At 49.8% G+C, this 22,540-nt stretch carries 22 protein-coding genes; 15 read left to right on the top strand and 7 right to left on the bottom strand.

From position 1 onward, the window contains the following. The first annotated feature begins 13 nt into the window (after nucleotides 1–13). From GFB57_RS17790 to GFB57_RS17780, 3 genes are all read left to right on the top strand, one after another. Nucleotides 14–169: a hypothetical protein gene (locus GFB57_RS17790; protein ID WP_290366844.1), complete on the top strand. Its 156-nt coding sequence runs from the start codon at nucleotides 14–16 to the stop codon at nucleotides 167–169. 1,176 nt (nucleotides 170–1,345) lie between these two features. Further along, nucleotides 1,346–2,092: a MipA/OmpV family protein gene (locus tag GFB57_RS17785; RefSeq protein WP_003030706.1), complete on the top strand. Its 747-nt coding sequence runs from the start codon at nucleotides 1,346–1,348 to the stop codon at nucleotides 2,090–2,092. A gap of 160 nt (nucleotides 2,093–2,252) precedes the next feature. Then, complete coding sequence (locus GFB57_RS17780) at nucleotides 2,253–3,107, top strand: aldo/keto reductase (RefSeq protein WP_008320441.1); 855 nt, start codon at nucleotides 2,253–2,255, stop codon at nucleotides 3,105–3,107. A gap of 105 nt (nucleotides 3,108–3,212) precedes the next feature. Here GFB57_RS17780 and GFB57_RS17775 read toward each other — a convergent pair whose 3' ends face one another. Together GFB57_RS17775 and gapA are read right to left on the bottom strand one after the other, a co-directional pair. Beyond that, nucleotides 3,213–4,097 carry a D-hexose-6-phosphate mutarotase gene (locus GFB57_RS17775; protein ID WP_003030700.1) on the bottom strand — a complete coding sequence of 295 codons (885 nt, stop codon included), beginning with the start codon at nucleotides 4,095–4,097 and terminating at the stop codon, nucleotides 3,213–3,215. A gap of 83 nt (nucleotides 4,098–4,180) precedes the next feature. Then, nucleotides 4,181–5,176 (bottom strand): glyceraldehyde-3-phosphate dehydrogenase, encoded by a 996-nt coding sequence (gene gapA / locus GFB57_RS17770; protein WP_003030697.1) that lies wholly within the window; start codon nucleotides 5,174–5,176, stop codon nucleotides 4,181–4,183. 341 nt (nucleotides 5,177–5,517) lie between these two features. Here gapA and msrB point away from each other — a divergent pair, with 341 nt between their 5' ends. Both msrB and GFB57_RS17760 read left to right on the top strand, forming a co-directional pair. Then, complete coding sequence (gene msrB / locus GFB57_RS17765) at nucleotides 5,518–5,931, top strand: peptide-methionine (R)-S-oxide reductase MsrB (protein ID WP_003030695.1); 414 nt, start codon at nucleotides 5,518–5,520, stop codon at nucleotides 5,929–5,931. A gap of 42 nt (nucleotides 5,932–5,973) precedes the next feature. Continuing rightward, a complete protein-coding gene (locus tag GFB57_RS17760) occupies nucleotides 5,974–6,249 on the top strand; it encodes a YeaC family protein (RefSeq protein ID WP_003030693.1) in 276 nt (91 codons plus the stop codon). 50 nt (nucleotides 6,250–6,299) lie between these two features. Here the strand turns inward: GFB57_RS17760 and yajD are convergent, their stop codons facing one another. After that, nucleotides 6,300–6,644 carry an HNH nuclease YajD gene (gene yajD / locus GFB57_RS17755; protein ID WP_003030690.1) on the bottom strand — a complete coding sequence of 115 codons (345 nt, stop codon included), beginning with the start codon at nucleotides 6,642–6,644 and terminating at the stop codon, nucleotides 6,300–6,302. A gap of 93 nt (nucleotides 6,645–6,737) precedes the next feature. After that, nucleotides 6,738–7,991 carry a glycoside hydrolase family 18 protein gene (locus tag GFB57_RS17750; protein ID WP_003030688.1) on the bottom strand — a complete coding sequence of 418 codons (1,254 nt, stop codon included), beginning with the start codon at nucleotides 7,989–7,991 and terminating at the stop codon, nucleotides 6,738–6,740. 296 nt (nucleotides 7,992–8,287) lie between these two features. On the opposite strand from GFB57_RS17750, the gene GFB57_RS17745 reads away from it, so the two are divergent. From GFB57_RS17745 to GFB57_RS17710, 8 genes are all read left to right on the top strand, one after another. Further along, nucleotides 8,288–9,364, top strand: coding sequence for a zinc-binding dehydrogenase (locus GFB57_RS17745; RefSeq protein ID WP_003030686.1), 1,077 nt, complete (start codon nucleotides 8,288–8,290; stop codon nucleotides 9,362–9,364). 26 nt (nucleotides 9,365–9,390) lie between these two features. After that, entirely contained in the window at nucleotides 9,391–10,770 is a 1,380-nt protein-coding gene (locus GFB57_RS17740; RefSeq protein ID WP_003030684.1) for an MFS transporter, read from the top strand. Nucleotides 10,771–10,787: 17 nt separating this feature from the next. Then, on the top strand, nucleotides 10,788–11,831 hold the full coding sequence (locus tag GFB57_RS17735) for an NAD(P)-dependent alcohol dehydrogenase (RefSeq protein ID WP_003030683.1): 1,044 nt from the start codon (nucleotides 10,788–10,790) through the stop codon (nucleotides 11,829–11,831). A 24-nt stretch (nucleotides 11,832–11,855) separates the two neighbouring features. Beyond that, on the top strand, nucleotides 11,856–12,692 hold the full coding sequence (locus tag GFB57_RS17730) for a ketose-bisphosphate aldolase (RefSeq protein ID WP_003030682.1): 837 nt from the start codon (nucleotides 11,856–11,858) through the stop codon (nucleotides 12,690–12,692). A gap of 4 nt (nucleotides 12,693–12,696) precedes the next feature. After that, on the top strand, nucleotides 12,697–13,644 hold the full coding sequence (locus tag GFB57_RS17725) for a sugar kinase (protein ID WP_003030681.1): 948 nt from the start codon (nucleotides 12,697–12,699) through the stop codon (nucleotides 13,642–13,644). A 9-nt stretch (nucleotides 13,645–13,653) separates the two neighbouring features. Next, nucleotides 13,654–14,637, top strand: coding sequence for an aldo/keto reductase (locus GFB57_RS17720; protein ID WP_008320453.1), 984 nt, complete (start codon nucleotides 13,654–13,656; stop codon nucleotides 14,635–14,637). A gap of 136 nt (nucleotides 14,638–14,773) precedes the next feature. Next, the gene (locus GFB57_RS17715; RefSeq protein ID WP_003030679.1) at nucleotides 14,774–15,532 is read left to right on the top strand and encodes a DeoR/GlpR family DNA-binding transcription regulator; all 759 of its coding nucleotides are present in this window, start codon (nucleotides 14,774–14,776) and stop codon (nucleotides 15,530–15,532) included. Between the two features lie 140 nt (nucleotides 15,533–15,672). Next, entirely contained in the window at nucleotides 15,673–17,031 is a 1,359-nt protein-coding gene (locus GFB57_RS17710) for an MFS transporter (protein ID WP_003030676.1), read from the top strand. Nucleotides 17,032–17,068: 37 nt separating this feature from the next. On the opposite strand, the gene pncA is transcribed toward GFB57_RS17710, so the two are convergent. Genes pncA through sppA form a run of 3 tightly spaced genes read right to left on the bottom strand, consistent with a single transcriptional unit; the run spans nucleotide 17,069 to nucleotide 20,650 of the window. Then, entirely contained in the window at nucleotides 17,069–17,713 is a 645-nt protein-coding gene (gene pncA / locus GFB57_RS17705) for a bifunctional nicotinamidase/pyrazinamidase (RefSeq protein ID WP_085952494.1), read from the bottom strand. 8 nt (nucleotides 17,714–17,721) lie between these two features. Continuing rightward, the gene (gene ansA / locus GFB57_RS17700; protein ID WP_003030673.1) at nucleotides 17,722–18,738 is read right to left on the bottom strand and encodes an asparaginase; all 1,017 of its coding nucleotides are present in this window, start codon (nucleotides 18,736–18,738) and stop codon (nucleotides 17,722–17,724) included. A gap of 55 nt (nucleotides 18,739–18,793) precedes the next feature. Further along, nucleotides 18,794–20,650, bottom strand: a complete 1,857-nt coding sequence (sppA, locus tag GFB57_RS17695; RefSeq protein WP_290366843.1) for a signal peptide peptidase SppA — start codon at nucleotides 20,648–20,650, stop codon at nucleotides 18,794–18,796. Nucleotides 20,651–20,825: 175 nt separating this feature from the next. Here sppA and GFB57_RS17690 point away from each other — a divergent pair, with 175 nt between their 5' ends. Beyond that, nucleotides 20,826–21,377: an NAD(P)H nitroreductase gene (locus GFB57_RS17690; RefSeq protein ID WP_003030670.1), complete on the top strand. Its 552-nt coding sequence runs from the start codon at nucleotides 20,826–20,828 to the stop codon at nucleotides 21,375–21,377. Between the two features lie 116 nt (nucleotides 21,378–21,493). Then, nucleotides 21,494–22,537: a selenide, water dikinase SelD gene (selD, locus tag GFB57_RS17685; protein ID WP_003030669.1), complete on the top strand. Its 1,044-nt coding sequence runs from the start codon at nucleotides 21,494–21,496 to the stop codon at nucleotides 22,535–22,537. Nucleotides 22,538–22,540 lie beyond the last annotated feature (3 nt).

Genomic DNA, 22,540 nt, shown 5'->3' with positions numbered 1-22,540 from the left:
GCAAGGGTATTTTATGGCAAGAGTAACTAAAAAGGAATCACAACTACATTTAAAAGTAATGGAGTTAGCACATTCAGATAGAGCACTAACAGAAGATGATAAAGAGTTTATCTACAATAACTACAAAGGTGATGGTATCGGTGTAACAGGTAGTTTTTTTTACACCTGAATTCCTTGCATGGGACTTCCTACTAGATGCTGGCTGTAGTGATGACTGTATAGAATTATGTGCGGGTATCGGGCGACTTAGCTACTACCAATTTATACGTAATAAACCATCGCACATAACATGTGTAGAACTGAATCCAGAGTACGTAATGATTGGAAAGCGGGTATTGCCACAAGCCGAATGGGTCACAGGTGACGCACTCCAATACACACCAGAACGTTTCTACCGTGTAGCCTATGGCAATCCCCCATTTGGGAAGATCAAAACGTCAGGGACGTATACAGGCCGTTATAGGGGTAGTGAATTCGAGTACAAGATAATTGATAGGGCAAGGGAGTATTCCAGTTATGGGGCATGGATTGTTCCACAGGGTAGTGCGGGATTTAAGTATTCAGGCCACACGTACTATGACCGTTCAGTACAGACAACCAAGTACCTGAAATTTGAAATGGATACGGGGCTAATCTTACATCCTGGTGTGGGCATCGATACATCAATTTACCGTGACCAATGGAACGGTACGAAGGTAACGTGTGAATCGGTGTTAGTGGACTATGACGGTACTAATCTTTAGTTAACTGTGAATCCAATGTTAGTTCTCTTTTGGGCTGAGGGAGGGATCGCCCCGGCGTCTGCTAGATGATGATAGAAGCAGTTTTGAGCGTAGGGATCAAAAAATTTTATGATGATAAAACAATAATATAGAATTTTATTTTGATTTTTTTGAGTGTTCCCATTGATGATTTTATGCGTCCTTTCGTTTTTTAGCACATGTTAAGAGCCGTTCATATGAATAGTAGAGGCCCCTGAAGAGGTAAACTGAACGACGTCGCTGCTGAAGAAATAAGCAACTCTCATGCCATTTTAGTGGTCAGGAGATCAACGTATTCGGTGATACACCTTCTAAAATTAAGCGTAGATGGCATTTGCAAAACTTGCCTGTGTGCGCAAATGAATTTCAATGGCATATCAATAACTCATCAGCAAAAAAAGCACATCTTATGTAAAGAATTGGAGCGGGATTCATGCGGTGTTCACCGTGCTGCAAGCAAAATGTCATCACTCGCTGAGAAATTAGGGGGTTACATTCTGGGGTGAATACGTAAAATAGTTGGGCTGAAGCGTATTGGCGGTTACACTTTGACCGCTACACATTTGAATAAGGAATTATGGATTGTGACCAAACTCAAACTTCTGGCACTTGGCGTCCTTGCCGCAACCGCAGTTAGCACCGCACAGGCGGAAAGTCAGTGGACTGTTGGCGCGGGTGTTGGTGTGATTAACAGCCCGTACAAACAGTATGACCGCGATGTTTACCCTGTTCCGGTTGTCACCTATGAAGGCGATAATGTGTGGTTCCGCGGCTTGGGTGGCGGTTACTATTTGTGGAATGATACGGCAGATAAGCTTTCCATCATGGCGTACTATGATCCGACGCATTTCAAGCCGGGTGATAGCGATAGCCATGCTTTACGCCAACTCGACAAGCGTAAAAGCAGCTTGATGGCTGGTCTATCATATGTACATAACACCCAGTATGGTTTCCTGCGTACCGCACTGGCGGGTGATACCCTGGATAACAGCAACGGCTTTATCTGGGATCTGGCCTGGCTCTACCGTTACACCAATGGTGGTCTGACCCTGACGCCGGGTATCGGTGTGCAGTACAGCAGCGAAAACTACAACGACTACTATTATGGTGTGTCCAATCACGAGTCTCGCCGCAGTGGTCTGAATAGCTACAACGCTGACGATGGATGGGATCCGTACCTGGAGTTGACCGCGAGCTATAACTTCCTTGGCAACTGGAACGTGTACGGCACTGGCCGTTATGTGCGTTTGAGTGATGAAGTGAAAGACAGCCCGATGGTCGATAAGTCCTGGTCTGGCATCTTCTCGGTAGGTGTGACCTACAAGTTCTGATACTACTCGGTGTCAAACTCAAGCCCGCGCGATATGCGGGCTTTTTTACGTCATTAAAATTAAGACAACCCCCAGATCATGATGGTGCAATTTGTGCACCCTAACAGGACACATGCACGTTGTTTTGCTTTACTGTGGTGCATTAACACAGGAGGGGGCGATGACAGCGAAACAGGTGACGTTTACAGACCAGGTATCGCTTCCTGCTATTGGGCAGGGAACATGGTACATGGGCGAGGATCCAAGCCGACGCCGGGATGAAGTGTCTGCGCTGCAGGCCGGACTGGATCTCGGCCTGCGATTGATTGATACCGCAGAAATGTACGCTGATGGTGCAGCGGAAGAGGTGGTGGGGGAAGCATTAACGGGACGGCGTGATAGCGCTTTTTTAGTCTCGAAAGTTTACCCATGGAATGCCGGTGGACAGAAAACCATTGCCGCCTGCGAAGCCAGTCTGCGTCGACTGAAAACTGATTATCTGGATCTCTATTTGCTGCACTGGATGGGCGATTTTTCATTTACAGAGACCGTCGATGCCATGGAAACACTGATTGCGCAGGGGAAAATCCGCCGTTGGGGCGTCTCAAATCTCGATTATGATGATATGCAGGCGTTATGGCAGGTACCCGGTGGACGGGAGTGTGCAACTAACCAGGTGCTTTATCATTTAGCCTCGCGCGGTATTGAATATGATTTACTGCCGTGGTGCCAGCAGCAGCAGATGCCGGTCATGGCATACAGTCCGCTGGCCCAGGCGGGACGACTGCGTGGCGATTTGCTTTCTAATTCCGTGGTGAATGACATTGCGCGCGTGCACAATGTTAGTGCTGCACAGATTTTGCTGGCGTGGGTAATTCGTCAGTCGGGTGTAATAGCAATTCCGAAAGCCGCAAGCGTAGCGCATGTCGAACAAAATGCCGCCGCGCTGGAGATAACGCTCTCTGTGGATGAGCTGAAGCAGTTAGATAAGGCATATCCGGCGCCAAAAGGTAAAACAGCGCTGGATATGGCCTGATTTGCCAAATGACGCTGCTCACGCAGCTTATCAGGCCAACGGCTGTGTGTGGTTTGTAGGCCGGATAAGGCGTTAGCCGCATCCGGCATGATGCGCAGAGTTGTCTTAGCGTTTAGCAACACGAATAGTCTGCGCGAGGCGAGATGGTTTTTCTTCGGTGGTTTCCTGCGGAGCGGTCGCGTAAGCCGTTTCTACACAAACAAACGTTTTGTAGCCATCATCCGGCATGTCGCCCATACTGACGGACAGCGCCGGGCCAGGGTTCCAGCCCACGACATTCAGGTGGTGGTGGTGGACCACGTCGATATTGCGATTCAACGCATCATCATGAATCACGCTGCACGCTTCCGGATTCAGATAGACACGATCGGTGCGGTCCGGGAAGGTCTGGATACCATCAGCCAGCACATCTTCTTTAGCATCATTCACTTTATCGATCAGGCGATCGCCGAGACCACTAACTTTCACTGCCGCAATGTCACCAACGTTGAAATAGGTATGCAGTGCCGAGGTGGTTTCAAACTCACCGTGAGCTTCCAGCTCCATCTCACAGGTGGCTCCCACTTTGAAACGGGCCAGCAGGCAGAACTCGTGCGGCCAAAGCTGACGCGTTTCGGCATTGCTCTGCAGTTCAAACGTTAACACCACGCCATTGTCGTCTTCGTTGTGCGCTTTCAGCGTCCATGGCAGGTTACGGGCAAAACCATGCGAAGGCAGGCCCTGCTGAGCAGCCGGACCAAACCAAGGCCAGCAAATTGGTACTCCGCCACGAAGCGCTACGCCGGTTTTAAACGGGGTATTGTTGCTTAACCACAGGACTTCCTCTTCGCCGTTTGGTTTCCAGGAAAGAAGATGTGCGCCCTGTAGCGCGAAAGACGCTTTAACCTGGGGGTGATCGACAACAAGAACCTCAAGCTCATCAAGCTGACGGCGGGAGAGGACAGGGGTAAGCTGTTCAATGACCGGGAGAGCGAAAATTTTGTTAATCATGATGCAATCCTTGGTATGTGAATATTTTGGTCATAAAAAAAGGCGACCGAAGTCGCCTTTTTGGATCAGATACTCATCTCAACTTATTTGGAGATGTGAGCAATCAGGTCCAGAACTTTGTTGGAATAACCGGTTTCGTTGTCGTACCAGGATACCAGTTTCACGAAGTTGTCGTTCAGTGCGATACCAGCTTTAGCATCGAACACAGAAGTGCAAACTTCACCGTTGAAATCGGTAGATACTACGTCGTCTTCGGTGTAACCCAGAACGCCTTTCATCGGGCCTTCGGAAGCAGCTTTGATTGCTTTCTTAATTTCTTCGTAAGAAGCAGCTTTTTCCAGACGAACGGTCAGGTCAACAACGGATACGTTCGGGGTAGGAACGCGGAACGCCATACCAGTCAGTTTGCCGTTCAGTTCTGGCAGTACTTTACCTACAGCTTTAGCTGCACCGGTAGAGGACGGGATGATGTTCTGGGATGCGCCGCGGCCGCCGCGCCAGTCTTTGTGAGACGGGCCATCAACGGTTTTCTGAGTAGCGGTGGTTGCGTGAACAGTAGTCATCAGACCTTCGATGATGCCGAAGTTGTCGTTGATAACTTTAGCCAGCGGAGCCAGGCAGTTAGTGGTGCAGGAAGCGTTAGAAACGATGTCCTGACCTTCGTATTTGTCAAAGTTAGCGCCTTTAACAAACATCGGAGTGTTATCTTTGGACGGACCAGTCAGAACCACTTTTTTCGCGCCAGCAGTGATGTGCTTACGAGCGGTTTCATCTGTCAGGAACAGGCCAGTAGCTTCAGCTACTACGTCAACACCAACTTCGTCCCATTTCAGGTTAGCCGGATCACGTTCAGCGGTAACACGGATTTTTTTACCGTTTACGATCAGATGACCGTCTTTCACTTCAACGGTACCGTTGAAACGGCCGTGAGTGGAGTCATATTTCAGCATGTAAGCCATGTAGTCAGCGTCTAACAGGTCGTTGATTGCAACGATCTCGATGTCAGAGCGTTCTTGAGCAGCACGGAAAACAATGCGACCGATACGGCCAAAACCGTTGATACCTACTTTGATAGTCATATATTCCACCAGCTATTTGTTAGTGAATAAAAGGTTGCCTGTAAAATTACAAAAACCTTACGCAGCGTCAAGCGGAATCGTGTCAATCATTGCGACAAATCAATCTGCTGCCTAAGCTTTGCGCAACTGACTCGCCTCACTCTTCCTTTGGGCTTGAAACCACATGGGGTCGGCGGCCCGAATTTTAAAGGGCAATCAAGATAAAAACGTGATTCTGATCACGAATTGCAGGCTGCCATTTCGCAAGGATCAAGTTTAGAACAAAAGTTCGCACTCCGGTGTTAATGTTTTGTTAGAATCTGTCTCGCGATGTGAGTTTAGATAAAGCGAGATGTGAGCAAATGGCTAATCAACCTTCTCCAGAAGAACTGAAAAAAAATTTAACCGAAATGCAGTTCTACGTGACGCAGAATCACGGGACAGAACCGCCATTTACCGGGCGTTTGCTGCATAACAAGCGTGACGGCATCTACCACTGTCTGATCTGCGATAAACCGCTATTTCGTTCCGAGACAAAATATGACTCTGGCTGCGGCTGGCCCAGCTTTTACGAGCCTGTCAGCGATGAGGCTATCCATTACATAAAAGATACGTCACACGGCATGCAGCGCATAGAAATCCGCTGCGGAAACTGTGATGCGCACCTGGGACACGTCTTCCCGGATGGTCCGAAACCTACCGGTGAACGGTACTGCGTTAACTCAGCGTCTTTGAACTTCACCGATAGTGAAAACGGTGAGCAAACCAAGGGTTGAAGAAACGATTCAGCAAATTATTCTACGGAGAGTGGATTTAACATGAATCTTGATGAGATGATCAACAGTATGACGCCGGAAGTTTATCAGCGCTTATCGACTGCCGTTGAGCTCGGAAAATGGCCGGATGGCGTAGCGCTAACGGCAGAACAAAAAGAGAACAGCTTACAGCTGGTAATGTTATGGCAGGCGCGAAACAATATTGACGCGCAGCATATGACGATTGATACCAACGGTGAGATGGTGATGAAGAGCAAGCAGCAGTTGAAGGTTGAGTTTGGTATTACGCCCGAACCGATTGCGACGTTTAAATCCTGATTAACCTGGCCCGGCAAACACAAACATCGGTGTCGGGCCCGCAGTTGCTGTTATTTCTTGTTCATCATCGCCTTCAGGTCGGCAAACGGATTGTATTTCGCCTCGCCGACGTCTTTCTGCGCATCTTCCCCTGCCACTACGGTAGAACCATACTGATCCACCTCAGTGTATTTCGAATGCTCATGATCGTGACAGTACAGGCATAACATCTCCCAGTTGCTACCGTCTTCCGGGTTATTGGAGTGATCGTGATCGATGTGATGTACTGTCAGCTCGCGCAAATTTGAATACACGAACTCACGGGAACAGCGTCCACAGACCCACGGAAAGAGTTTAAGCGCCTTCTCCCGGTAACCGACTTCCAGACGGGCGTAATTTTTAGGGATAAAAGCCATAAAGCTCATGCCTCCAGTAGAAAATGAAGAGCTGCGCCAAAGGTTGACGCAGCAGAATGCGCTAATCATAACCTATTGTGTCAGGCGTTGGGATCAGTGTTTGATGCCTAATGAATCGGCTAACTGCTTCGCCAATTGATTATTGTCATCTGCGCCGTACTCCCAGAACATGGCGCCTCCCAACCCTTTGCTTTTGATGTAGTCGGCTTTTATCGCCACCGAACGCGGATTTTCATAGGAGAGGGCAAAAAGTGCTTTTCCATCTGCAGACTGCACCGACAGCCACGGCACTTTCGCTTCATCATCCCAATGTTGGCTAAAGCGTTTTTGCGGATCGTTGATCAACTTCGCCACGATATCGTTGTACTTCACGTAGGTATCTTTGCTCAGGTCGACGCCCAGTGATTTGAACAACTCAATTTGCGCAGGCTCGAAATAGGGCTGGGTAACAGGATTTTTCTGCGCGTCAGGTTTGCTCCAGTCAATGCCTGGTTCAACGGCGCGTTTTGGTACGCGTCCATAAAAGCCAATGCCCAGATTCATTTGGCTCGGTTTCAGACCGGCAGCAAGATAGTTACTGACCACAAAATCGGCGCTGTACTTATCCGCCGCGGCGACCGTCGGCCATTGCGTCGAATCATACAGGTTCGAGTTAAAATACTGGGTGCCGTAAGCCATGTCATAGGTCATCAGGTTGATGTAGTCGAGCGATGGTGCAATGGCTTTTACATCTACCCAGCTTTTCGGACTTTCTGCATTTGCGCCCACGGCGATGGTCAGCAGTTTTTTATGCCCCAATGCGGCCCGCAGTTCTGTTAGCAGCGCGGTAAAGTTAGCGCGGTCAGCCGGTTGGCTTTCGACCAGTCCCCAGGCGCCGTTAACCGGATATTCCCAGTCGAGATCGATGCCATCCAGACCATATTTCGCAATTATCTCTTGCGCAGACTGAATAAACACTGCGCGCGTATCCTTCGTTGCCGCCGCACCAGAGAATCCACGCGCTCCCCAGCCGCCGACGGAAAGTAACACTTTCAGGTTTGGATTTTGTTTACGCAGCTGTGGAATTTTCAACAAATCATCCTGCACTTTCTGTGAAAGCCAAATTTGATGCAGTTTGCTGGCGTCTTTTAAGGCGTCATTGGTCTCGTCTTTTTCGTTGTTGTAGACAAGGCCAAACGAATAGTTGAGATGGGTTATCTGGCGAACATCCAGTTTATTGATGTCGCCGCCAGGACCGGCAGTGACGTCGCCACCGCCATTAAAGTAGCCAACTGACATCAGTGTATTGGCGGAAACAACGCTGGCGCAGAGCAGGGGTAATGCTGCCAACAAAGGCAATAGTTTCATCGGTGTTCCTCTTTGACATTTAAACAAGTAAACACGCCACGGAAATGGCGTGGCGAAAAAAACAGCATCCGCAGGTTAACAGTTTCATAACAGGAAAAATGCGAAGGGGTTCACGCCATTTTAGCGAAGCGGCTGCCAGGTTCACTTGGTTTTCAATTCATCTTTGCATTTATTTGTGATCTTGGTTGTGAAATGCAGATAATAATCTGTGTTTTAAAGATTTGATGTTGACCTCAAAAATTATATGGATAAGTATGATTGTCACTGATGCAAAACTGAACACAAAGGAAAATTCAATGAAAGCACTGGCAAGATTTGGCAAGGCCTTTGGCGGCTATAAAATGATTGATGTACCGGAACCGGTTTGTGGCCCGGATGACATCGTGATTGAAATCAAAGCGGCGGCTATCTGCGGCGCGGACATGAAACACTACAATGTTGATAGCGGTTCTGATCAATTTAACTCCATCCGCGGCCATGAGTTCGCCGGTAAAATTGTCCGCGTTGGCGACAAAGTTAAGGACTGGAAAGTCGGTCAGCGGGTGGTTTCTGACAATAGTGGACATGTCTGCGGTGTTTGCCCGGCCTGCGAACAAGGCGATTTTCTGTGTTGTACAGAAAAAGTGAACTTAGGTCTCGACAATAACACATGGGGCGGAGGGTTCTCTAAATATTGCCTGGTGCCGGGGGAAATCCTCAAAATTCACCGCCATGCGCTGTGGGAAATCCCACAAGGCGTTGATTATGAAGAAGCGGCGGTGCTGGATCCTATCTGTAACGCCTACAAATCTATTGCTCAGCAATCCAAATTCCTTCCCGGCCAGGACGTCGTGGTTTTCGGCACCGGCCCATTAGGGCTCTTTTCCGTGCAAATGGCGCGCATCATGGGGGCCGTAAATATCGTAATGGTCGGGCTGGAAGAGGACGTTGCCGTACGCTTCCCGATCGCCAAAGAGCTGGGGGCGACAGCTGTCGTTAACGGTTCGACCGAAGATGTGGTTGCACGCTGCCAGGAAATCTGCGGTAAAGACAATCTGGGGCTAGTCATTGAATGCTCTGGTGCCAATATCGCTCTGAAACAATCGATCGAAATGCTGCGCCCGAATGGTGAAGTCGTTCGCGTCGGCATGGGCTTTAAACCTCTCGATTTCTCCATCAACGACATCACCGCGTGGAACAAAAGCATCATTGGTCATATGGCCTACGATTCTACATCCTGGCGCAACGCCATACGCCTGCTGGCCAGCGGAGCGATCAAGGTCAAACCGATGATCACTCACCGTATCGGCCTGTCGCAATGGCGCGAAGGATTTGACGCCATGGTCAATAAAACCGCGATTAAAGTCATCATGACTTACGACTTTGATGAATAACATGTTTATTAAAAGGACGTTATCGCATGGAACAAATAGCAAAACCGCACTGCGGCGCCAGACTGGACAGGCTACCTGACTGTCGCTGGCATACGTCAATGTTTGCGATGGTTGCCTTCGGATTACTGGTTTGCTGGAGTAATGCCGTCGGCGGATTAATTCTCGCGCAGTTAAAAGAACTTGGCTGGACTGATAATTCCACCACCGCCACGTTCTCTGCCATTACGACGGCTGGAATGTTTCTCGGCGCGCTCGGTGGGGGAATTATTGGCGATAAAATCGGGCGTAAAAACGCATTTATTCTATATGAAGCGATTCATATTATTTCTATGATCGTGGGTGCGTTTTCACCCAATATGACCTTTCTGATCGCCTGCCGTTTTGTAATGGGAGTTGGATTAGGCGCGCTGTTAGTGACCTTATTTGCCGGGTTTACCGAATATATGCCTGGCAGAAATCGTGGTACATGGTCGAGTCGGGTCTCGTTTATCGGCAACTGGTCTTATCCACTCTGTTCGCTGATTGCGATGGGGCTGACGCCAGTTATCAGCGCGGAATGGAACTGGCGCGTACAGTTGTTGATTCCTGCGGTGCTGTCGCTCATAGCAACGGTTATTGCCTGGCGCAGTTTCCCTGAGTCGCCTCGCTGGCTGGAGTCTCGCGGGCGCTACCAGGAAGCCGAAAAGGTGATGCGGGCAATTGAGGAAGGTGTCATTCGACAGACCGGTAGGCCGCTGCCCCCAGTCGTAATAGATGATGATGGCAAACAACCGTGTTCTGTTCCGTACTCCGCATTATTAACAGGGGTGTTACTGAAGCGGGTTATTTTGGGTTCCTTTGTTCTGATTGCCATGAACGTCGTCCAGTACACCTTAATTAATTGGCTACCGACAATATTTATGACGCAGGGCATTAATCTGAAAGACTCCATTGTCTTAAATACCATGAGTATGTTCGGCGCGCCGTTTGGGATTTTTATCGCCATGCTGGTAATGGATAAAATTCCGAGAAAGACCATGGGTGTAGGGTTATTAGTGTTAATTGCCGTGCTGGGATATATCTATTCACTGCAAACCAGCATGCTGCTGATTACGCTAATTGGTTTCTTCCTGATTACTTTTGTCTATATGTACGTTTGCTATGCCTCGGCAGTCTATGTTCCGGAAATATGGCCAACCGAAGCGAAACTCCGCGGTTCTGGTCTGGCGAATGCAGTAGGGCGTATCAGTGGTATCGCTGCGCCTTATGCGGTCGCGGTATTGCTTAACGGTTATGGAGTGACGGGTGTATTTGTACTGCTGGGGGCGGTCTCCATTATTGTCGCTGTCGCCATTGCTACCATCGGAATTGAAACCAAAGGCGTCTCTGTCGAAAGTCTCGGTATTGATGCAGTTACCAGCAAATAATATTGATGGGAAATAAAATGAAAAATTCAAAAGCGATATTAAAAACGCCGGGCACGATGAAAATTATTGCCGCCGATATCCCGGTGCCAAAAGAGCACGAAGTGCTGATTAAAGTGGAATACGTTGGAATTTGTGGGTCAGATGTTCATGGTTTTGAATCGGGTCCTTTTATTCCGCCGAAAGATCCCAATCAGGAAATTGGTCTGGGGCATGAATGCGCCGGTACGGTGGTGGCAGTAGGGAACCGTGTGACTAAATTTAAACCCGGCGACCGGGTGAATATCGAACCGGGCGTGCCGTGCGGTCACTGCCGCTACTGCCTGGAAGGGAAATACAACATCTGCCCTGATGTTGACTTTATGGCCACGCAGCCTAATTATCGCGGCGCGCTAACCCACTATCTGTGCCATCCGGAGAGCTTCACTTACAAGTTGCCCGATAATATGGACACCATGGAAGGCGCGCTGGTAGAGCCCGCGGCGGTAGGGATGCATGCCGCAATGCTGGCGGACGTTAAACCGGGCAAGAAAATCGTCATTCTGGGGGCGGGCTGTATTGGTTTAATGACCCTGCAAGCCTGTAAATGTTTGGGTGCTACCGACATTGCGGTGGTTGATGTCCTGGAAAAGCGTCTGACCATGGCCGAGCAACTTGGCGCGACGACCGTGATCAACGGGGCGAAAGAGGACACCGTTGTCCGCTGCCAGCAGTTCTCCGGAGATATGGGGGCCGATATTGTTTTTGAAACCGCAGGTTCAGCGATCACTGTTAAGCAGGCTCCATATCTGGTAATGCGCGGCGGGAAAATCATGATCGTGGGTACTGTACCTGGTGATTCAGCGATTAATTTCCTCAAAATTAACCGTGAAGTGTCTATTCAGACCGTTTTCCGTTATGCCAACCGCTACCCGGTCACGATTGAAGCCATCTCCTCAGGGCGTTTTGATGTGAAGTCGATGGTGACGCATATTTACGATTATGAAGATGTTCAGCGCGCGTTTGATGAATCCGTTAATAACAAATGTGAAATTATCAAAGGCGTTATTAAAGTAAATTATTAATCTATTGAAATGGGAGAAATAACCATGCTGGCAGATATTAAATATTGGGAAAATGATGCTCAAAATAAACATTATGCAATTGCCCACTTTAACGTGTGGAATGCGGAAATGTTAATGGGAGTGATTGATGCGGCGGAAGAATCTAAATCGCCGGTAATTATCTCCTTCGGTACCGGCTTTGTGGGTAATACCTCGTTTGAAGATTTTTCGCATATGATGGTTTCTATGGCGAAAAAAGCCTCGGTGCCGGTTATTACCCACTGGGATCACGGACGCAGCATGGAGATAATCCATAACGCATGGGCCCACGGCATGAATTCACTGATGCGTGATGCTTCCGCTTTTGATTTCGAGGAGAATATTCGCCTGACCAAAGAGGCGGTCGATTTCTTCCACCCGCTGGGTATTCCCATCGAAGCAGAGCTGGGCCATGTGGGTAATGAAACGGTCTACGAAGAGGCGCTGGCGGGTTATCACTACACTGACCCAAGCCAGGCGGCTGAGTTTGTCGAGCGTACCGGCTGTGACTCGCTGGCGGTAGCGATTGGTAACCAGCACGGCGTCTACACCTCCGAACCGAAACTGAACTTTGACGTGGTTAAACGAGTGCGTCAGGCGGTATCCGTTCCGCTGGTGCTGCACGGCGCGTCCGGCATTAGCGACGCGGATATCAAAAAAGCCATTTCATTAGGCATTTCGAAAATCAATATTCACACCGAACTGTGCCAGGCCGCAATGGTGGCGGTGCAGGAGAACCAGGACCAGCCGTTCCTGCACGTTGAACGTGAAGTACGTAAAGCCGTAAAAGCGCGCGCGCTGGAGAAAATCAAATTGTTTGGTTCAGACGGTAAAGCGGAATGACAATATGGATAATATCGAGGTTATTTGTATAGGGGCGGCAATTGTTGATATTCCCTTGCAACCAGTGAGTAAAAATATCTTTGATGTTGAATCTTATCCATTAGAACGAATAGCTATGACCACGGGAGGTGACGCTATTAATGAGGCGACGATTATTTCTCGCCTCGGCCATCGCACGGCGTTAATTGGCCGGGTAGGTGACGATGCTGCGGGGCATTTTATTGTCGACCACTGCCGTCAGGAGAATATTGATATTAAAAGCCTGAAGCAGGATGCTGATATTGATACTTCCATTAACGTGGGTTTAGTCACCGCTGATGGTGAACGCACCTTTGTGACTAACCGTAACGGCAGCTTATGGAAACTGAATATAAACGATGTTGATTTTGACCGTTTCTCTCAAGCAAAGCTGCTGTCGCTGGCGAGTATTTTTAATAGCCCGTTGTTGGATGGCGATGCACTGACGGCAATTTTCACGCAGGCGAAAGCGCATAAGCTCATTATCTGCGCGGATATGATTAAACCGCGACTGAATGAAACGCTGGACGATATCCGTGAAGCGCTGAGCTACGTGGATTATCTGTTTCCCAATTTTGAAGAGGCAAAACTGCTCACTGGGAAAGAGACGCTGGATGAGATTGCCGACAGTTTTCTGAACTGTGGCGTGAAAACCGTCGTGATTAAGACCGGCAAGAGAGGCTGTTTTATAAAGCGTGTTGACATGAAAATGGAGGTCCCGGCGGTGTCAGGAATTACCGCCATCGACACCATCGGCGCGGGGGATAACTTTGCTTCAGGATTTATCTCCGCGCTGCTAGAAGGCAAACCGCTTCGCGACTGCGCGCTGTTTGCTAATGCAACGGCGGCAATATCGGTACTGAGCGTGGGTGCCACGACGGGTGTGAAGAACAGAAAGCTGGTTGAACAACTTCTTGACGAATACGAAGGGTAATAGCGGCAGATGAAAATGATTCCTTTAGGAAGTACGGATATTACGCTTTCCCGCATGGGATTAGGCACATGGGCTATTGGCGGTGGTCCGGCATGGAATGGCGATCTCGATCTGCAGATTTGTATCGATACCATTGTTGAGGCGTATCGCTGCGGTATCAATCTGATTGATACCGCGCCAGGCTACAACTTTGGCAACAGTGAAGTGATTGTCGGTCAGGCGCTGAAAAAGCTGCCGCGCAGCGAGGTAGTGGTTGAAACCAAATGCGGCATCGTCTGGGAGCGAACAGGCAGCCTGTTTAACAAAGTGGGCGATCGCCAGCTGTATAAAAACCTTACGCCTGAGTCTATTCGCGAAGAGGTTGATGCCAGCCTGCAAAGATTGGGTATCGACAGTATTGATATCTATATGACCCACTGGCAGTCGGTCGAACCCTGTTTTACGCCGATTGCGGAAACCGTAGACACGCTGAACGCACTGAAAAAAGAGGGGAAAATCCGTTCGATTGGTGCGGCGAACGTCAATGCCGGGCATATCAGGGAGTATCTCAAACACGGTGAGCTGGATATTATCCAGGCTAAGTACAGCATTCTTGACCGGGCGCTGGAAGCTGAACTGCTGCCGCTATGCCAGCAGAATGGCATCATCGTGCAGGTCTATTCACCGCTTGAGCAGGGGTTGTTGACCGGTACTATCGCCCGAGATTATGTTCCTGGCGGCGCGCGGGCTAACAAGGTCTGGTTTCAGCGGGAAAATATGCTGCGGGTGATTGATATGCTAGGGCAGTGGCAGCCGCTGTGTGAAAAATACCGCTGCACAATCCCCGCACTAGCTCTGGCGTGGATTTTAAAGCAAAGCGATTTGATCACCTTACTGAGTGGCGCAACCGCACCTGAACAGGTTCGCGAGAATGTAGAGGCGTTAACCATTCCCCTGACAGATGATGATTCATTATTGATGAGGCGAATGGCGGAAGCGTTGGATATAAATTAATTCAGATAGGATTGACCTCTGTTTCTGTGTAAAAGAGTATTAAAATCTGTGATTCAGACATGTTCTTTTGAAAATAAATATAGCCTGTGAGATACTAGGGTCTTATTATTACTTTGCAGGAAACAGAGGTATCATCGTGGCGGCAAAAGACAGGATTCAGGCCATTAAGCAAATGGTGGCTAACGATAAGAAAGTGGTGGTATCTAATTTAAGTTCAATCTTTCAGGTGACTGAGGAAACGATTCGCCGCGATCTTGAAAAACTGGAAGATGAAGGTTTTTTGACCCGAACATATGGCGGTGCAGTGCTCAATACCACCGCGTTGTCCGACAATATTCATTTTTATAAGCGTGCAAAATCTTTCTTCGAAGAAAAGCAGATCATTGCACGTAATGCATTACCGTTTATTAAAAATAAGACCACAATGGCTGCCGACTCCAGCAGTACCGCGATGGAATTATTAAAGCTGTTGAAGGAAAGAAACGATCTGACGTTGCTTACCAATTCGGCTGAAGCATTTCATGAGCTGGCGCAGTCAGAAATTAACGTGGTCTCTACTGGCGGTGAGCTGAATAAGAATACGCTGTCGCTGCAGGGAAGAATCACCAAGGAGATTATCAGCCGCTATCATGTTGATATCATGGTGATGAGCTGCAAAGGTTTGGATATGCAGAGTGGGGCGCTTGATTCTAATGAAGCGGAAGCGGAAATCAAAAAAACCATGATCCGCCAGGCGACTGAGGTGGCCTTGTTAGTTGATCACTCAAAGTTTGATCGTAAAGCTTTCGTTCAGCTCGTGGACTTTAGCCATATTAATTACCTAATAACCAATAAGGCACCGGGTGCAGAGTGGATTGCATTTTGCAAAGAGAATAATATTCAACTCGTTTATTAACTATAGCGAGGGTTGTGTCGATATTATTCTAGTTTGCACCTGGGAAATGCCATAAGAATCTAATGATGATGGATGGCGCGGCAAAATTGCTTCTGCCGCGATCGCCATACTTTCTATTTAGCTGAATTTGAGGCATCCAGATGGAACAATGTGACCCTATCGGCGCAAGATTAGATCGCTTACCTTTATCTCGATTTCATTTTCGTATTTTCGGCATTATTAGTTTTAGTTTGTTAACAACCGGTTTTCTCAGCTATTCCGGGAATGTGGTATTAGCAAAATTAGTCAACACTGGCTGGTCAAACAATTATCTAAATGCCGCGTTTACCTCAGCGCTGATGTTCGGCTACTTTATCGGTTCACTAGCCGGCGGCTTTATTGGTGATTATCTCGGTCGACGCAAAGCGTTCCGTATCAATTTGTTAATCGTCGGGGCCTCAGCCTGCGCTGCAACGTTTGTGCCCAACATGTACTGGCTTATCTTCTTCCGCTGTCTGATGGGGATTGGAATGGGGGCGCTAATTATGGTGGGCTATGCCTCATTTACAGAATTCATTCCACCCGCGGTACGTGGGAAATGGTCTGCCCGTCTGTCATTTGTCGGCAACTGGGCACCAATGCTATCTGCGGCAATTGGCGTCGTGATCATTGCACTTTTAAGCTGGCGGGTGATGTTTCTGCTCGGTGGCATGGCAATGCTGTTGGCCTGGTATCTGTCGGGAAAATACTATATTGAATCCCCACGTTGGCTGGCTGGTAAAGGGAAGAGAAGCGAAGCTGAAAAACATCTTATGCAGGTTGAATCGCAAATTGAGCTAGAAAAAAACATCACTTTACCATCCTGCCGGAACGAATGCCCGTCGGCGGATTTAAGCACGGCAAGTGGTTCATTTTGGCTATTGTTTAAGGGGCCAATGTTGCGCTGTACACTGGTGGCGATCACGGTGCTTATCGCAATGAATATTTCGCTCTACACCATTACGGTATGGATCCCGACTATATTTGTTAATTCGGGAATCGATGTAACGAAATCCATATTTATGACCGCGATAATTATGATTGGCGCGCCAGTTGGGATATTTATTGCCGCGTTAATTATCGATCGCTTTCCACGGCGATTGTTTGGCTCATTCTTGTTGATTATTATCGCATTGCTCGGGTATTTCTATTCACTTCAAACTGAAGAGTGGGCCATTCTGAGCTACGGGCTGGTGATGATTTTTTTTCTGTATATGTATGTCTGCTTTGCCTCTGCAGTTTATGTCCCAGAACTATGGCCCACGCACCTTAGATTGAGAGGATCAGGTTTTGTGAATGCGGTGGGAAGGATTGTCGCTGTGTTTACGCCCTATGGCGTCGCTATTTTGTTGACCCGCTATGGATCCATTACGGTCTTTATCGTGTTAGGAATAATGTTGGTTCTATGCGCGCTGATTCTTTTTTGTTTTGGCATCGAAACACGCAAAGTATCGCTGGAAGAGATTTCAGCGCTGGCCTGAGATAACGCGCCGACAGGAGTGACCCTGTCGGCATCGCTTACGGTTGGGTTTCCAGCCAGTCATCCAACGTATACAGCGTTGCACCCGCCGCCGACATTTCTATAAAGGCGTTTGCACTGTCCTGGGGTTGAATATTAACCCCACGGCAGCCGTCGGTAATAACGCTGACGGTGTAGCCAAGATCGAGCGCATCCAGTACGGTGTATTTAACGCAATAGTCGGTTGCCAGACCCATGATGATGAGCTCGGCAATGCGGCGCTCGAGTAGCCAAGCATTTAGCGCGGTAGCCTGACGACGACCGTTATCAAAAAACGCACTATAGCTGTCGACCAGCGGGTTCTCACCTTTAGTGAACGTTTGAGTTATCGCACGCTGGTTCAGCAGCGGATGCAGGGCCGCACCTGCGCTGTTTTGTACGCAATGATCGGGCCAGAACGTCTGCGCCAGGCCATCGAGTTGTCCCTGGCTGTAGGGCTCGACCTGATGCTGGCTGGCAAAACTACCGTGATTAGCCGGGTGCCAGTCCAGACTGGCAACGACCATGTCGCCGCGTAAGGCACACCAGTCAATCAGACGGTTGGCAATATCGATTGTGCTGTCACCTTGTGGGACCGCGAGGGCACCACCGGCACAAAAGTCATTTTGTAAATCGACCAACAGTAAGGCTCGGGCCATGGGCATAGACTCCTTTAATCGTCAGGCGTGAGCTCACCACGCAGATTTTGCGTCATCGCTTCACGGATCGTCTGCGTATCCAGTCCCTGACTCAGCAAATAGTGCAGTTTGGTGAGTGTGGCTTCGACGGTCATATCCGCGCCGCCAATCACGCCAGCATGCGCCAGCGCATTGCCTGTCGCGTAGCCCCCCATGTTCACCTTGCCGGACATACACTGCGTAAGGTTCACCACCACAATGCCACGCGAACTCGCATCTTCAAGTTCTTTCAGGAACTCTTTATTCTGCGGCGCATTCCCCACGCCGTAGGAGCGCAAAATTAATGCTTTTACAGGTTGGCGCAGGAAGTTGCGTACTACATCAGCGGAGATCCCCGGATAAATGGTGACCACGCCAATCGGTTGCGGAGTGATAGGATGCACAATCAACTCACCTGTACCGTGAGGTGCGGGCGGAGTTCCCAGCCGACGAATGTGGATCCCGGCTTCCAGCAGTGGTGCAAGGTTGGGTGAGGCAAACGCGTCAAAACCATCAGCATGCGCTTTAGTGGTACGGTTGCCACGAAACAGTCGATTGTTGAAAAACAGGGTAACTTCATTGATCGGGTAATTTGCTGCAACGTACAACGCATTCAGCAAATTGATTTGTCCGTCAGAACGTAGCTCTGCTAATGGGATTTGTGACCCTGTCACAATGACCGGCTTGCCAAGATTTTCCAGCATAAAAGAGAGCGCCGAAGCCGTAAACGCCATGGTGTCAGTGCCGTGCAGAATGACAAAACCATCGTAATCGTCGTAGTGCGCTTTAATGTCTTCCGCAATATGCTGCCAGTCTTCCGGCGTCATATCGGAGGAATCCATCAGCGGGGCGTATTCGTGGATGGTGAAGTCTGGCATCTCCGGACGGTGGAATTCAGGCATCAATGCCAGCTGGCGCTGCAGATGACCGGAAACGGGAATATAACCCTGTTCTGAGCGCTGCATACCAATGGTACCGCCGGTATAGGCAACGTAAATTGATTTTTTCTGCATGACTTTTCTTCTGTCTCAAAGAAAACCCCTCTTCATCCCGAAGAGGGGTCAATAGTTAGCGAACGTTGGCGCAGGTCAGGCAAAACGCATAGCGGTTTTGCGGATCGTTGAATGCGGCCAGCTTATCGCTTTCGGCTTTTACTGCACTGGCCGCAGAGGCCAGCGGTGGTGGGAGCATAGCCTGAATGGCGTCAGGCAGCATGGCACGAACGGAGCCTGACATGCTGTCCATCACCATATCAACGAATGTCGGTTCGTCCTGATAATACTCAATGTGCCATTGTTTCAGTTTGGCCAGCTCAGCCGCTTTCGCCACGGCGTCATCAAAATCACCCAGACTGTCTACCAGACCGTTGGCTTTCGCATCCTGGCCGGTCCAGACGTGGCCCTGCGCGATTTTGTCAATCTGCTCAGGCGTTGTCTTACGCGCATCTGCGACCAGTGTGATAAAGCGCTTATAGCCGTTCTCGATGCTCAGTTGCATCATTTGCTGCACTTCAGGCGGTAACGCTTTGGTGATGGAGATATCCGCCAGTGGGGATGTCGCTACGCCGTCAGTATGTACGCCGATAGAGTCCAGGCTGTTCTCAACGGTGTTGATCACGCCAAAGATCCCGATTGAACCGGTCAGCGTGCTGGGGTTCGCCACAATGTAGCTTGCTGGGGTGGAGATCCAGTACCCACCGGATGCCGCCATGCCGCCCATGGACACCACAACCGGTTTACCCGCCGCTTTTGCCGCAGCCAGCTCAGCACGAATGACTTCGGAGGCACTGACGCTTCCGCCAGGGCTGTTCACGCGCAGAACAATTGCTTTCACTTTCGGATCAAGACGGGCTTCGCGGATCTGCGCGGCAGTCGTGTCACCGCCCACATTCCCAGGGGTTTCTTCACCGTCCATAATCGCGCCATTGGCGAAGATAACGCCAATGCTGTCTCCAGTATCCGCTGGCGTTTTCAGTGAGTAATCGTAATAGCTGACAGCGCGATAATTTTTATCCGCTTTGCTCCAGCCAAACTGTTTGGTCAGCATTTTTTCGACTTCAGCGCTGGAGGCCAGTGCATCCACCAGTTTGTTGTCGAGCGCATATTTCGCGGTATCACCCCCGACTTTTGTCAAACCGTCCAGCATGGCCTGTGCGCCAGGGAACACCTGCTGAGCAGGGATCTGGCGATTGGCAGCAACCGTATCGAGATAGTTCTGCCACAGCTCGCCGATCCAGCGGCTGTCGGCTTCACGCGCGGCAGGAGACATATCATCACGGATAAACGGTTCTACGGCAGACTTATAAGTCCCGACACGGAACACGTGTGTGGAAACTTTCAGCTTGTCGAGCAGGGACTTGTAGTACAAACCGTTGGTGGCAAAGCCGTGCAGATCAACGGACCCCTGTGGAGAAAGATAAATTTTATTGGCGAAACTGGCGAGGTAGTACTGCCCCTGGCTGAAGTTATCGCCTACGGCAAAGACCGGTTTGCCGCTGTCGCGGAATTCCCGCAGCGCTTTACCGATATACTGCATGGAAGGCTGGTCGGCCCCGGCAAAATTTTTCAGATCCATCACAATGCCGGTGATGTTGCGATCATCTTTTGCCTGGCGAATAGTATTCACGATATCGAACAGGGAGTTTTCCTGCAGGCGATCGGAACTGGCACCAAACAGCTGACGACCAATAACGCTTAAGCGACTGGTGCTCGACGGCTTATCGACAATCACCCCCGAGATATCCAGCAGCAGTGCGCCTCGCTCAGCGTGTTCACTGGTATTGCTGCTGCTGACCTGCATCCAGATACCCACGCCCACCAGCACCAAGAAGATGAAGAACAGGTTAAGCACAAATTCACGGACGAAATTAAGTAATCGCCACGTCCATTTAAAAAATCCGGCAATAAATCGCCACAGGGTTCGCATGTATTCTCCCTACCGATTAACAACACGCCATCCCGAAATCCCGGAGAAAGGCGATAAGATGAGGCTATCGTAATGACCAGACAGGCACTTGTCAGCAGGAATCACCGCCTGTGCTGTAACAAAATCCGCTCACGTGTTAATTTTGTGAACAAATCTCATTGTTGGAGTTAAGCAAATGGATGCACTCGAATTACTTATCACCCGTCGTAGCGCTTCTCGTCTTGTCGAGCCGGCCCCGGCCGGAGAGCAACTGCAAAACATTCTGCGGGCGGGAATGCGCGCACCGGACCACAAAACGCTGCAACCGTGGCAATTCTATGTCATTGAGGGTGAAGGGCGTGAACGCTTTAGCACCGTACTTGAGAAAGGCGCGATTGCCGCAGGTAGCGATGAGAAAGCTCAGGAAAAAGCGCGCAACGCACCGTTTCGCGCGCCGCTGATTATTACCGTGGTGGCGAAATGTGAAGAAAACGACAAGGTTCCTCTGTGGGAACAAGAAATGTCTGCCGGTTGTGCGGTGATGGCTATGCAGATGGCCGCAATTGCCCAGGGCTTTGGCGGTATCTGGCGCAGTGGTGCATTAACCGAAAGTGCGGTCGTTCGTGAAGCATTCGACTGTCGCCCGCAAGATAAAATCGTCGGTTTCCTCTATCTGGGTACACCGCAGCTAAAAGCATCCACGACGATCAACCTTGCCGATCCGAGCGCATTCGTCCGTTATTTCTGATATCAACGGCAAAACTGTCTGGATTCTGAGCAAAGACACTCGAATTCAGACAGTCACTCTTACCACATCATGGAATGAGCGCTACCATATCCGGATTGCAATGACAGGAGATGTCCATGAGCGAGCAAGCTATTCGTTTAACGCAATACAGCCACGGAGCCGGTTGCGGTTGTAAAATTTCCCCAAAAGTGCTGGAAACCATCCTGCACAGCGAGCAGGCGAAGTTTGTTGATCCGAACTTACTGGTGGGTAATGAAACTCGCGACGACGCGGCCGTATACGATTTGGGAAACGGCACCAGCGTTATCAGCACCACCGATTTCTTTATGCCGATTGTCGATAATCCGTTTGATTTTGGCCGCATCGCCGCGACTAACGCCATCAGCGATATATTCGCTATGGGCGGCAAACCGATTATGGCAATTGCTATTCTGGGCTGGCCGCTGGATAAGCTGGCGCCGGAAATCGCCCGCGAAGTCACCGAAGGCGGACGTTTTGCCTGCCGTCAGGCGGGTATTGCGCTGGCGGGCGGCCACTCTATCGATGCCCCAGAGCCTATCTTTGGCCTTGCGGTAACCGGCGTTGTGCCGACCGAACGCGTGAAGAAAAACAGCACCGCAGAGGCAGGGTGTAAGTTATTCCTGACCAAGCCTCTGGGGATTGGCGTTCTGACGACAGCAGAGAAAAAATCACTACTGAAGGAAGAACACAAAGGACTGGCGACAGAAGTGATGTGTCGGATGAACATTGCCGGTGCGGCATTCGCCGATATCGACGGCGTGAAAGCCATGACCGACGTTACCGGTTTTGGTCTGCTGGGGCATCTGAGTGAAATGTGTCAGGGCGCAGGCGTTCAGGCGCAAATTATCTACCAGGATATTCCTAAGCTGCCTGGCGTTGAAGAATACATCGCGCAAGGTGCAGTACCCGGCGGTACCCAACGTAACTTTGCCAGCTACGGACACCTGATGGGTGAAATGCCGCAATCGGTACGCGATCTGTTGTGCGATCCGCAAACTTCCGGTGGCCTACTGCTGGCGGTAACGCCGGAAGCTGAAGCCGAAGTGAAAACGGCAGCGGCGCAGTTCGGTATCGATCTCACCGCCATTGGTGAGTTAGTGGAAGCTCGTGGCGGTCGCGCCATGGTTGAGATTCGTTAACTC

The organism is Citrobacter sp. S39, from assembly GCF_009495675.1.
Classification (GTDB): domain Bacteria; phylum Pseudomonadota; class Gammaproteobacteria; order Enterobacterales; family Enterobacteriaceae; genus Citrobacter; species Citrobacter freundii.
Note: the sequence above shows the minus strand (reverse complement) of the source record. Positions and strands in the feature narration are given on the sequence as shown.